The organism is Psychrobacillus psychrodurans (assembly GCF_050209195.1).
Lineage (GTDB): Bacteria > Bacillota > Bacilli > Bacillales_A > Planococcaceae > Psychrobacillus > Psychrobacillus psychrodurans.
Genome location: NZ_CP189791.1, coordinates 100,991 through 113,771 on the forward strand (window position 1 = coordinate 100,991; position 12,781 = coordinate 113,771).

The 12,781-nt window shown below is 40.6% G+C and carries 8 protein-coding genes and 2 rRNA genes; 7 read left to right on the forward strand and 3 right to left on the reverse strand.

Going from position 1 to position 12,781, the window contains the following annotated elements:
• The first annotated feature begins 43 nt into the window (after positions 1 to 43).
• The 7 genes from ACQCPR_RS00520 (at position 44) to ACQCPR_RS00550 (ending at position 10,299) form a co-directional block, all read left to right on the forward strand.
• Positions 44 to 2,972 (forward strand): 23S ribosomal RNA (locus tag ACQCPR_RS00520).
• Between the two features lie 185 nt (positions 2,973 to 3,157).
• Positions 3,158 to 3,273, forward strand: a 5S ribosomal RNA gene (gene rrf, locus ACQCPR_RS00525).
• Positions 3,274 to 4,409: 1,136 nt separating this feature from the next.
• On the forward strand, positions 4,410 to 5,084 hold the full coding sequence (locus ACQCPR_RS00530; RefSeq protein ID WP_090570538.1) for a response regulator transcription factor: 675 nt from the start codon (positions 4,410 to 4,412) through the stop codon (positions 5,082 to 5,084).
• Positions 5,081 to 6,463: an ATP-binding protein gene (locus ACQCPR_RS00535; protein WP_427137905.1), complete on the forward strand. Its 1,383-nt coding sequence runs from the start codon at positions 5,081 to 5,083 to the stop codon at positions 6,461 to 6,463. The genes ACQCPR_RS00530 and ACQCPR_RS00535 overlap by 4 nt, the downstream gene beginning before the upstream one ends.
• A 74-nt stretch (positions 6,464 to 6,537) precedes the next feature.
• Positions 6,538 to 8,499 (forward strand): MMPL family transporter, encoded by a 1,962-nt coding sequence (locus tag ACQCPR_RS00540; protein ID WP_427137906.1) that lies wholly within the window; start codon positions 6,538 to 6,540, stop codon positions 8,497 to 8,499.
• Positions 8,500 to 8,511: 12 nt separating this feature from the next.
• Complete coding sequence (locus tag ACQCPR_RS00545; protein WP_090570543.1) at positions 8,512 to 8,913, forward strand: hypothetical protein; 402 nt, start codon at positions 8,512 to 8,514, stop codon at positions 8,911 to 8,913.
• A 93-nt stretch (positions 8,914 to 9,006) separates the two neighbouring features.
• Positions 9,007 to 10,299 carry an alpha/beta hydrolase family protein gene (locus ACQCPR_RS00550; RefSeq protein ID WP_427137907.1) on the forward strand — a complete coding sequence of 431 codons (1,293 nt, stop codon included), beginning with the start codon at positions 9,007 to 9,009 and terminating at the stop codon, positions 10,297 to 10,299.
• 84 nt (positions 10,300 to 10,383) lie between these two features.
• Here ACQCPR_RS00550 and ACQCPR_RS00555 read toward each other — a convergent pair whose 3' ends face one another.
• From ACQCPR_RS00555 to ACQCPR_RS00565, 3 genes are all read right to left on the reverse strand, one after another.
• Positions 10,384 to 11,247: an IS3 family transposase gene (locus ACQCPR_RS00555; protein ID WP_427137908.1), complete on the reverse strand. Its 864-nt coding sequence runs from the start codon at positions 11,245 to 11,247 to the stop codon at positions 10,384 to 10,386.
• Complete coding sequence (locus ACQCPR_RS00560; protein WP_427137909.1) at positions 11,211 to 11,774, reverse strand: transposase; 564 nt, start codon at positions 11,772 to 11,774, stop codon at positions 11,211 to 11,213. Before ACQCPR_RS00560 ends, ACQCPR_RS00555 begins: the two co-directional genes overlap by 37 nt.
• 92 nt (positions 11,775 to 11,866) lie before the next feature.
• Positions 11,867 to 12,769: an EamA family transporter gene (locus tag ACQCPR_RS00565; protein ID WP_427137910.1), complete on the reverse strand. Its 903-nt coding sequence runs from the start codon at positions 12,767 to 12,769 to the stop codon at positions 11,867 to 11,869.
• Positions 12,770 to 12,781: the final 12 nt, after the last annotated feature.

The following is a 12,781-nucleotide window of genomic DNA, read 5'->3' on the forward strand; positions in this document are numbered from 1 at the left end:
GATTATTTACGTAATTACAACGTGTAAGACTTTTTAACTTTTAGGTTAAGTTAATAAGGGCGCACGGTGAATGCCTTGGCACTAGGAGTCGACGAAGGACGGCACTAACACCGATATGCTTCGGGGAGCTGTAAGTGAGCTTTGATCCGGAGATTTCCGAATGGGGAAACCCACTGTTCGTAATGGAGCAGTACATTTGCGTGAATACATAGCGCATCTGAGACACACCCAGGGAACTGAAACATCTAAGTACCTGGAGGAAGAGAAAGAAAAATCGATTCCCTGAGTAGCGGCGAGCGAAACGGGAATAGCCCAAACCAAGAGGCTTGCCTCTTGGGGTTGTAGGACACTCTACATAGAGTTACAAAGGAATGAGTTAGACGAAGCGATCTGGAAAGGTCCGCAGGATAGGGTAAAAGCCCCGTAGTCCAAAATTCATTCTCTCTTGAGTGTATCCTGAGTACGGCGGAACACGTGAAATTCCGTCGGAATCCGGGAGGACCATCTCCCAAGGCTAAATACTACCTAGTGACCGATAGTGAACCAGTACCGTGAGGGAAAGGTGAAAAGCACCCCGGAAGGGGAGTGAAATAGATCCTGAAACCGTGTGCCTACAAGTAGTTAGAGCCCGTTAATGGGTGATAGCGTGCCTTTTGTAGAATGAACCGGCGAGTTACGATTACATGCAAGGTTAAGTTGAGAAGACGGAGCCGCAGCGAAAGCGAGTCTGAATAGGGCGAATGAGTATGTGGTCGTAGACCCGAAACCAGGTGATCTACCCATGTCCAGGATGAAGGTAAGGTAACACTTACTGGAGGTCCGAACCCACGCACGTTGAAAAGTGCGGGGATGAGGTGTGGGTAGCGGAGAAATTCCAATCGAACCTGGAGATAGCTGGTTCTCTCCGAAATAGCTTTAGGGCTAGCCTCAAACGTTAGAATCTTGGAGGTAGAGCACTGTTTGGACTAGGGGCCCATCCCGGGTTACCGAATTCAGACAAACTCCGAATGCCAATGATTTATGTTTGGGAGTCAGACTGCGAGTGATAAGATCCGTAGTCAAGAGGGAAACAGCCCAGACCACCAGCTAAGGTCCCAAAGTATTTGTTAAGTGGAAAAGGATGTGGCGTTGCTTAGACAACCAGGATGTTGGCTTAGAAGCAGCCATCATTTAAAGAGTGCGTAATAGCTCACTGGTCGAGTGACGCTGCGCCGAAAATGTATCGGGGCTAAACAAATCACCGAAGCTGTGGATTGATACCTTTGGTATCAGTGGTAGGAGAGCGTTCTAAGGGCGTTGAAGTCAGACCGGAAGGACTGGTGGAGCGCTTAGAAGTGAGAATGCCGGTATGAGTAGCGAAAGACGGGTGAGAATCCCGTCCACCGTATGACTAAGGTTTCCTGAGGAAGGCTCGTCCGCTCAGGGTTAGTCGGGACCTAAGCCGAGGCCGATAGGCGTAGGCGATGGATAACAGGTTGATATTCCTGTACCACCAAACCACCGTTTGAGTAATGGGGGGACGCAGAAGGATAGGGTAAGCATGCTGTTGGTTATGCATGTCCAAGCAGTAAGGTGTGAATGTAGGCAAATCCGCATTCTGTAACATTGAGCTGTGATGGCGAGGACGTATGTCCGGAGTTCCTGATTTCACACTGCCAAGAAAAGCCTCTAGCGAGGTGATAGGTGCCCGTACCGCAAACCGACACAGGTAGTCGAGGAGAGAATCCTAAGGTGAGCGAGAGAACTCTCGTTAAGGAACTCGGCAAAATGACCCCGTAACTTCGGGAGAAGGGGTGCTCTTTTGGGTGCATAGCCTAGAAGAGCCGCAGTGAATAGGCCCAGGCGACTGTTTAGCAAAAACACAGGTCTCTGCAAAACCGTAAGGTGAAGTATAGGGGCTGACGCCTGCCCGGTGCTGGAAGGTTAAGAGGAGTGCTTAGCGCAAGCGAAGGTGCGAATTGAAGCCCCAGTAAACGGCGGCCGTAACTATAACGGTCCTAAGGTAGCGAAATTCCTTGTCGGGTAAGTTCCGACCCGCACGAAAGGCGTAACGATCTGGGCACTGTCTCAACGAGAGACTCGGTGAAATTATAGTACCTGTGAAGATGCAGGTTACCCGCGACAGGACGGAAAGACCCCGTGGAGCTTTACTATAGCTTGATATTGAATTTTGGTGCAACTTGTACAGGATAGGCAGGAGCCTTAGAGCCCGGAGCGCCAGCTTCGGAGGAGGCGTCGGTGGGATACTGCCCTGGTTGTATTGAAATTCTAACCCATACCCGTAACCCGGGTAGGAGACAGTGTCAGGCGGGTAGTTTGACTGGGGCGGTCGCCTCCTAAAGTGTAACGGAGGCGCCCAAAGGTTCCCTCAGAATGGTTGGAAATCATTCGAAGAGTGTAAAGGCAGAAGGGAGCTTGACTGCGAGACCTACAAGTCGAGCAGGGTCGAAAGACGGGCTTAGTGATCCGGTGGTTCCGCATGGAAGGGCCATCGCTCAACGGATAAAAGCTACCCCGGGGATAACAGGCTTATCTCCCCCAAGAGTCCACATCGACGGGGAGGTTTGGCACCTCGATGTCGGCTCATCGCATCCTGGGGCTGTAGTCGGTCCCAAGGGTTGGGCTGTTCGCCCATTAAAGCGGTACGCGAGCTGGGTTCAGAACGTCGTGAGACAGTTCGGTCCCTATCCGTCGTGGGCGTAGGAAATTTGAGAGGAGCTGTCCTTAGTACGAGAGGACCGGGATGGACACACCGCTGGTGTACCAGTTGTTCTGCCAAGAGCATCGCTGGGTAGCTATGTGTGGACGGGATAAGTGCTGAAAGCATCTAAGCACGAAGCCCCCCTCAAGATGAGATTTCCCATTACGCAAGTAAGTAAGATCCCTCAAAGACGATGAGGTAGATAGGTTCGGGGTGGAAGCGTGGCGACACGTGCAGCTGACGAATACTAATCGATCGAGGACTTAACCAAATTTGTTTAACGTAACAATGTCGTTTATCCAGTTTTGAGTGAACAAACACTCAATATATGAGGGTTTCAAGATACAAGCAGTGCTAGGAAACAAGTGAGAGAAGGAAGGAACGTACTAACGTACGTGACTGACAGATCGAATGAAGTTGACAACGCAATGCGCCGTATATTGAAAGCCGAATGAGTCTAGTGATGATGGCGAAGAGGTCACACCCGTTCCCATACCGAACACGGAAGTTAAGCTCTTCAGCGCCGATGGTAGTTGGGGGTCTCCCCCTGTGAGAGTAGGACGTCGCTGGGCACCAAGAAAAAGTCGTTACCGAATTATCGGTAGCGGCTTTTTTATATAAATAAATAAGCCGTAGGCAGTCTATATCTATAAGAAAGTATGCGAGAAAGTAGAGGGGCAAAGAGTTCGAGGAAGCAAGCGAGAGAGACTCGGAGCGTATAACATACGCGAGAATTGAACGAGTGCGGCTGACGAAGGAAATCTGCCGCCTATCTGCTTTCGCAGCCCCGGACACGGAAGTAAAGCTCTTGCGCCGATGGTAGTTGGGGGTCTCCCCCTGTGAGAGTAGGACGTCGCTGGGCACTAAAGAAAAGGTCGTTACCGAATTATCGGTAGCGGCTTTTTTGTATAAATAAATAAGCCGTAGGCAGTCTATATCTATAAGAAAGTAGAGGGGCAAAGAGTTCGAGGAAGCAAGCGAGAGAGACTGGGAGCGTATAACATACGCGAGAATTGAACGAGTGCGGCTGACGAAGAAATCTGTCGCCTATCTGCTGTTGCAGCCCCGGACACGGAAGTAAAGCTCTTGCGCCGATGGTAGTTGGGGGTCTCCCCCTGTGAGAGTAAAATGTCGCTAGGCACCAAAGAAAAGTCGTTACCGAGTAATTGGTAACGACTTTCAGCTTGACGACAAAAATATTTTTAAAACTGCTATGAGTAATAATAAATATCTTTAAAGAGGTTGCTTTATCTAAATAAAAGTATATATAGTGGAAACCTTTAAGGAGTTGTTTATAAGGCAAGGACCACCACGAAGACTCCTGTGGGAACAGCTTGAGTAGAAGACCCCGCAGGAAAGACATTGGTCGAACTTTGTTTGACCAATGTCTTTGCGACGAGTAACCGCAGGAGCATATGTTTTCACAGGGACGAGGAGGCTGAAGACAAGCCCACGGAAAGCGAAGTGGTGGTCCTTGCCGATTTTAGTATACAACTCTATGCACCAAAAATTGAGTTTGTCTACAGTCTGAAAGTCGTTACCGAATTATAGGTAGCGGCTTTTTTATCTATTACTAAAGTTTATAATTTCCTTCAACTGTTCTATTGTTACTCTCCTTTATTCGATTATTAAATTATTTTAATTACTTGCTGTTTTACAACTTAACAGACAGAATATGAAGTAACTACATTTATATAGGAGGGACAAAGTGGTAGTAATATTAGCAGTAGATGATGACATACATACACTTGAATTAATCTCTATTTATTTATCTCAATCTGGATACCGCGTTATTAAAGGTATAAATGGAAAAGAAGGGTTAGACATATTGGAACATGAACTCCCTGATTTAGCAATTATAGATGTCATGATGCCTATAATGGATGGTTTTCAATTAACTAAAATAATACGCGAACAATATAATATTCCAGTATTACTCTTAACAGCAAAAGGGAAACTTGAGGATAAAGAAAAAGGATATATTGCTGGATCGGATGACTATTTAGTAAAACCGTTTGAACCAAAAGAATTATTATTTCGTATCCGCGCTATTTTAAGAAGATATGATAAAACGAGTGATGTTAATATTCGGATTGGCAATATGTTAATTAATAGGAAAAGCTTCGAGGTTCAGGTTGGAGAAGAGGTACTAGTTTTACCTTTAAAGGAGTTTGAACTACTGTCCAAATTAGCTTCTAAGCCAAACCAAGTCTTTACTCGAGATCAATTAATAGAAACAGTGTGGGGAGTTGATTTTGAAGGAGACGAACAAACATTAAGCGTTCATATTAAAAGGATAAGAGAGCGATTAACTAAATTAGAGACAGCAATTCAGATTACTACAGTACGTGGAATTGGTTATAAATTGGAAGAGTCTATATGATGAGAACTTTATATAGTAAGTTCGTTTGGATAACATTGCTCATAATGTTATCGAGTGGAACATTAGGATTTATGATAGTAAATACATACTACCATCAAAATCTAAAGGAAAAGAATGATGAAAAAAATGTATTAGTCGCGAAATCAATCGTTGAAAGTATTAATATGGCTAATATAAATGAACTGGACCCCTTTCTCCATTCAATTGGCAATACTGGATATCAGTTATACATCGTAAACGAGGATGGGGAAGAAAGAGCTTACGGAGGCGAGTTTCGCGTTGAGGAGATTAATACATCAATTGTTGAAAATGTTATAAACGGGGAAACGTACCACGGTATGAGAGAGTTCCCTAAAGAAACATTTATTACAGGTTATTTTTCTAATGAATTAACGAACACGGTTGGTGTGCCATTTACCTATGAAGGAAAAAAGTATGCCCTGTTCCAACGACCGAATATTAAATTCTTATTTAATGAGATTCATCTGTTGTTAGGCGGACTAGTAGTAATAATGATTATTTTAAGTGTGATAGCAATGTTGATAGTTGCGAAGATAATGATTGATCCGTTAACTAAATTGACAATAGCGACAAATAGAATTGCAAATGAGGATTTCCATGCAGAGTTACCAGTCTATCAGCGTGATGAAATAGGACAACTTGCAGATAGCGTTCGAAACATGGCAATGCAGCTGGATGCTAGCGATCGTTACAAAAAAGAATTTATCTCTAGGGTATCCCATGATTTTCAAACACCGCTATTGAATATACAAGGTTACGCTCATCTACTGAAAGATGGAGAGCTAAGTGGAAATGATCATTTAAAGTACGTTACGATTATTCAACAAGAGTCAAAGCGGCTCTCCAATGTTATGAAGCAGTTATTAGTTCTTACTTCGTTTGATCAAGTAAATAGCCGTACAAAAAAAGAAGTCTTTTCACTAGATATACAGTTAAAAGAAGTCATTCAAAAGTTTAGATGGTTACTCGATGAAAAAGAAATATCTATTAATATAAAGATAAAACCGGTAAATATATACGGTGAAAGTGAGATGCTTGAATATGTTTGGGAAAATCTTCTTTCTAATGCTATAAAGTATAATCGTTCTCCGGGGCAAATACATATTACTTTAGAAGAAAGTGAAGAATGTGTAATCGCCACAATTCAAGATACTGGCAGTGGGAATAAGCAGACAAAATACAACCAATGGACGGAAAGGTTTTATAGGGAGGATGAAGCTCGTTCAACGCAAATTGAGGGAAGTGGACTAGGCTTAGCGATTGTCCAGGAAGTAATTCAATCACATGAAGGAGAACTTTCTTTTGAAAGTATAGAACCTCATGGCACTAAAGTAATCATCCGATTAAAAAAGCTGTAATTATCTGTTCATCTTCCGTTCACTTTCAACTTGTATAGTGCCTCTTATAAGGAAATACAATAGGAGGTACAGATATGAGAAATAAACGGAACTGGTTAGTTATTATCATTAGTTGGCTAATGGTAGTAGGATTACTTTCACTCTTTGCTCCTTCCAGTAAAGAAGTTGCAAGTACATCAAAAAATGCAGGACTTCCAGACACGGCTTTATCCATTCAAGCAGATAAAGTTATTAAAGAAAACTTTTCTAGTAACGAAGGAATACCTTTAATTATTGTTTTTGAAAGTAATAAAGCTACCAATGATGAAGAAATTCAAAGAGTATTAGAATTAATGGAACAAAATTACTCTAGTATTCCGAAGTTTTCTAAGATTCCTATGGAGCAACGAGATTCTTTTGTATCCGAAGATAAAAAGACTTTCTTTGTGCCACTAATTTTAGAAGGACAGCTAGAAAGCAAAGAGATTCATGAAAAAGTAAGTGAAATAAAAGAAAATATATCTAATATAATCCCGTCAGATTTTAATACTTATTATACGGGACCCGCTGGCATAGCTAGCGATACAATCGAGCTTTTTTCGCAGGCTGATGTAGTATTACTTCTAGCTACAGTAGTGATTATTTTTATCATATTAATCGTAATTTATCGCTCACTCATTCTTGCTATCATTCCACTTATCGGAGCTGGAATTGTATATGGAGTAGTGGATAGAGTAATAGGTCTTACTGGGAAATTCACATCCATTACGATTGAAAACCAGGCACTCTCAATTATGATGATTTTATTGTTTGCCGTCGTTACTGATTATTCACTACTACTTTATGCCCGTTATAAAGAAGAACAGAATATGAAAGTGGCACTTGCTCGAACAAGAGAAACAATATTGTTTAGTGGAGGTACTATTCTAGCGGGTGTTGCAACACTTGCTTTTGCAGTTTATGAACCGTATCGTAATTTTGCTCCAGTGTTTGTGATTGCAGTAGTTATCATGTTAATCGCGGGACTTACATTATTACCAGCGTTGTTTGCGGTAGTGAAAGTACCAAAAAAGAAAGAAGCTAAAACTAAAATTTGGGCTAATGCCGGTAATGTTAGTACGAAAAAACCATGGACAGTAGCGATACCGATCTTGTTACTGCTAGGGATTGGCACTTGGCATTCAACGACAATTATTTATTCATATGATTTGCTGGCATCTTTCCCTGAAGAGTTATCTTCCAGAGACGGTTTTACAAAGCTAGGAGAAGCATTTTCAGAAGGAGAAATAGCTCCAACGACAATTCTAATAAAATCAAAAGACGAGAAAGTGGTTGCAGATGTTCAAGAGAAATTAGAAGATAGACCACTTGTTAGTCAGGTAAGGCCATCGTCTTCAGAAAGTAATAAGTACACACAGTTTTCTATCATATTAAAAGTAAATCCTTATAGCAAAGAAGCTCTAAATGAAGTGGAAACGATTAGAGAAAAATTAGAAGATCAACAGGTTATAGTAAGTGGAGAGACAGTAAAACAGGTAGATATTCGTAATATTAACAAGAGAGATACGGCACTCGTAATGGGGTTAATGACGGTATTGATCGGATTAATGCTTGCTTTACAAACTAGATCGATTCGAGCATCGATGTTGATGATGTTATCCATTTTACTGTCCTTCGGAGCAGCGTTAGGATTCTCCACATGGACTTTTGACTTCTTCTTTGGGTATACGTCTTTTAGTTATCGAATTCCCCTTTATACATTTGTATTTTTGGTAGCGCTAGGGGTAGATTATTCTATTATGTTAATGAGTAGATTGAAAGAAGAACGCAAACAGTATGAGGAACAGGAAGCGATTGCGAAAACGGTTGAAAAAACAGGAGGTGTTATTTCTTCTGCAGGATTAATACTTGCGGCTACATTTGCTGTTTTAATATCACAGCCAGTCATGGAGCTTAAACTATTTGGTTTTGCCGTCGCAGTTGGTGTACTGTTGGATACGTTTATCGTTCGACCGTTATTATTACCAGCGTTATTATCAATCACGATTAAAAAATAGGGGGAAATGATTATGCAAGAAAAATGGAGTTTACGATTAATACGTGCAGGAGCATTATTTGGTTTACTGGGGGCCTATCTAGGTTCTCATATGGCAGGAGCGGGATCTTATGCACTCCGTCCTATACATGCCCATATTTTATTGGTGGGATGGTTATCATTGTTTGTTTATGGGCTATTTTATAAACTATATAAGATTAAGTCTCCTAAGCTAGTAGCAATCCATGGTACGACCGCTATTATAGGAGCAATTGGATTGACATTGGGTATGTATTTACAGTTTATACACCCTTTCCAAATAGATGAGACCTTTGCGTTGATCACGTATATTGTAGGCGGCACGATATTGTTGATTAGTTTTGCTATATTTGTTTTAGTGACTTTTAAAGTAGAGAAAAGTAGAAGCGCCATTTAATCTGCGTTTCTGCAATTTTATTTAAATTTACTATCTTTACCATCCACTCCACTTCTGTTATATTAGTTGTATAACAGAAGTGGAGGAATTAGTATGAGGAGATTATCAATTGTTTTTTGTTCATTAGCAATTGTCTTTTTATTGCTTACTGCGTGTGTTAAAGAAAAAGAGGAGGCGTCAGAGATGGGTTCATTAGAAAACATAGAAGGTGTATGGGAAGGGACCATTGATACTCCCAATCAACCCTTACCAATTATCATTGAGTTTGAATTAGATAAAGGGAAGATTAGTATTCCAGTACAAGGAGTAAGCAACTACCCACTAACAAATGTGAAACTAAATGAATCGGACGTTTTTTTTAGCATGAATATTCAAGGTCAGAATTTAACCTTTAATGGTAAAGTCGAACAAGAAAATATAACGGGAACATTTACTCAGCAAGGGCAGGCATTCCCTTTTAAATTGTTGAAGGGAAGTAAAGAGGAAGAAGTAGAAAAAGATAGGTTGATAGAAGTGAAGGTAGAAGATGGAACCATGTCTGGTCAATTGGAAATTCCTAAAGGAGAAGGACCTTTCCCTCTTATGGTTATTATTGCTGGTTCTGGTCCTACTGATCGAAACGGAAACTCGATAGCATTGCCTGGAAAAAATAATAGTTTAAAGATGCTTGCTGAGGAGTTAGCAGGTAATGGGATCGCAACTATCCGCTATGACAAGCGGGGAGTTGGAATCAATACGAGCTTAGCAGGCGGGGAAGAAGATTTGCGATTTGATCAATATATTAATGATGCTACTGCATGGGTCCAGTTTGCCAAAAGTGATGAACGCTTTTCAAAGGTTGGAGTAATTGGCCATAGCGAGGGCTCTTTAATTGGAATGGTGGCTAGCCATAAAGCAGATGCAGATGCGTTCATTTCCATTGCTGGAGCTGGAAGACCAATTGATCAGATACTTCTTGAACAACTACAAGCTCAACTTCCAGAGAACCTATTGGAAGAATCCACTAATATTCTTGAAAAATTAAAACAAGGTGAGCAAGTAAAGACAGTAAGTCAGGAATTGCAAAGTGTATTCCGCCTATCGGTTCAACCATATATGATTTCCTGGCTTCAATATGATCCAGCGGAACAACTGCAAAAGTTAACTGGGTCAGTACTAATAGTAAATGGAAATTTAGATATTCAAGTCTCTGTGAAAGATGCAGAGCTATTACATCAAGCAAAAGAAGATTCAGATTTACTCATTGTTGATAAGATGAACCATGTGTTGAAAGAAGCCCCTGCTGATAGAGAAGGAAATATCGCTGCCTATTCAAATCCGGATCTTCCATTAGCGGAGGGCTTAATAGATGGTATAGTTAGCTTCTTACAAGCACATGTGAAATAAAGTAACAGTTAATTATAAAATGAGCAACAATTAAAAAACAAAAAGAGTCTAAATGGTAGTGACCCCTTAAAGTTAGAGTTTTTATTATGCAGCTAATTGGCTGGCATGAGTTCGATATTTTACAGGACTCATGCCGGCTAATTTTTGTTTAATCCGTTCATTGTTATAGTAATTGATGTACGTTTCAATCCTTTGTTTTAACGCATCATAAGACATCAATTCTTCACCGTAATACATTTCTTGTTTGAGTAAGCCAAAGAAGTTTTCCATCGCCGCATTGTCTGCACACGTTGCTTTACGAGACATACTCTGGAATATCTTGTTTCGCTTTAAAGTCTTCACCCAAGTATTGTGTTGATAATGCCATCCTTGATCCGAATGTATCGTTGTACGGTAATTTGCGTGCGCTTTAATAATCGGTATTACCTGCTCTAAAGATGCCATCACAAAGTCAAGTGTAGGACGTTTAGACATACTAAAGCTAATGATTTCACAGTTGTACAAATCCATAATCGGACTTAAATATAGTTTTTCTTCTCCTGTACACTTGAGTTCTGTTACATCTGTCACAAGTTTTTGTAAGGCGTGTGGCGTTTTGAATCGGCGGTTTAATCGGTTTTTTGAGACTTTACCTACTTTGCCTTTATACGATCTATAACGAGATTTACGAACGAATTTCACACACTTTAAATCCATTTCCTTCATGATTCGTTGTACTTTCTTATGATTAATCACAGGTCCCTGCGCTTGTAATTCCGCATGGATTCGACGATAACCATATCGTCCTTCATGCTTTTCAAATAGTGCTGAAATCAGTGTTTTCCATTCCTGATCTGAATCTTCATTGTTCATTTGATTGATGTGATAATGATAGGTCGCTTCAGGAATCTCAACGATTTTTAGTACATCTTTTAATCGGAATCCTTCTTGCTTGAGTTCGAATGCCAACGTAGCTTGTACTTTTCGAGATAGGCATCCGGGTTCTCCTGAAAAGCTTTTAACTTTTTTAGATATGCGACCTCAAGGCGAAGAAGCTCGTTTTCACGTTCTAATTCTTCTTCACGAGACATTGTACTTTCTTGTTTGGTAGGTTTGGTTTTGGGTTTTTTAGACATAGGAGGCCGTCCCTTCGCTTTTTCTTGCAGGCCTTCTATCCCTTCTTTTAAAAAAATGCGGCTCCAACTCACTATTAACGCTGGATTATTCATATTAAATTCAATTGCCGTATCTTGATAAGAAGCACCTGTTTGTCTCATAAAGTTTAATACATCGAGCTTGAATTGAACAGAATAAACCTGCTTTGTCTTTTTTCTGGATAAGCCCTCTACCCCAAATTCCTTATAAGCAAGTACCCACTTATTGATTTGTGATTTATTTGGAATTTCATATTTCTTCGCTAGTAAACTAAACCCAAGAAGACCATTTTGATATTCTTGTACCACCTGCAATTTAAATTCTTCACTATATTTTGCCATAGAAAAAACACCCCAAAAGTTAGATTTTTTTACTCTAACTTTTGGGGTGCAGCACCAATTCGCATATGAATTTAGGCCCTTTTTGTTTACGCTTATAAAGCGGTTTGTCGCTTTTTGTTTTTCGAAATAGTGGCTAATGTTGGAATACACATACCAACTAAAATCACGACTATTCCTAAAATCTGTAGCCATGATAATGCCTCGCTTAACACAAGTACTGAAACGATTACAGCCACTGGTAACTCCATGGCACTTAATATAGAAGAAACCGCGCCTCCCACTTTAGGTACTGCAATAACAAAGAAGTAAATTGGGATGATGATACCTAGTAATCCAAGGGCTAGTCCATAAAACAGTAATGGCTCCGTAAATAGTTTTCCATTCCACATAATTTCCGGACTTTGGAAGAAGGAAATCATTAGCGCTGCTATAAAGGAAACAAATAATAAACGAGTTGTTGTATTCATGCCTTTGACTTGCTTTGTGTTAACATTCATATTCAAGGAGAATGAAACAGCAGCAGCAAAACCATAAACCCAGCCTCTCCAGTCAATTCCACTTAAGTCGACATCCAGTATTCCAGCAGCTAAGATAGTACCTAAAAATAAGATAATAAGAGAAATCGTCTCTGCTCTAGATGGAAGTCTTTTTCTAATAATACAATCGATTAGCGTTCCAATCCATGTAAATTGGAATAGCATAACAACTGCAAGGGAAGCGGGCAGGTATATAAGTGACATACCATAAACGATTCCCGTCGTAGCAGTAAACACACCTGCCAATAAAATAATTTTAAAGCCTCCATATAAACGGGGCAGTTTTCGTTGAGTTAGTAAATATATTACTAATGCTAAAAGAAATCCAACGATATATTGACTAGAAATCGCTTCCGAAGCCGTGTAGCCATCTCCGATTGCTAGTTTAACCATAGTTGATAAAGTCCCATAACTGCTTGCTGCAAACACAACCATTAGGGGATAAATCCATAATTTCATAAAAATTTCTCC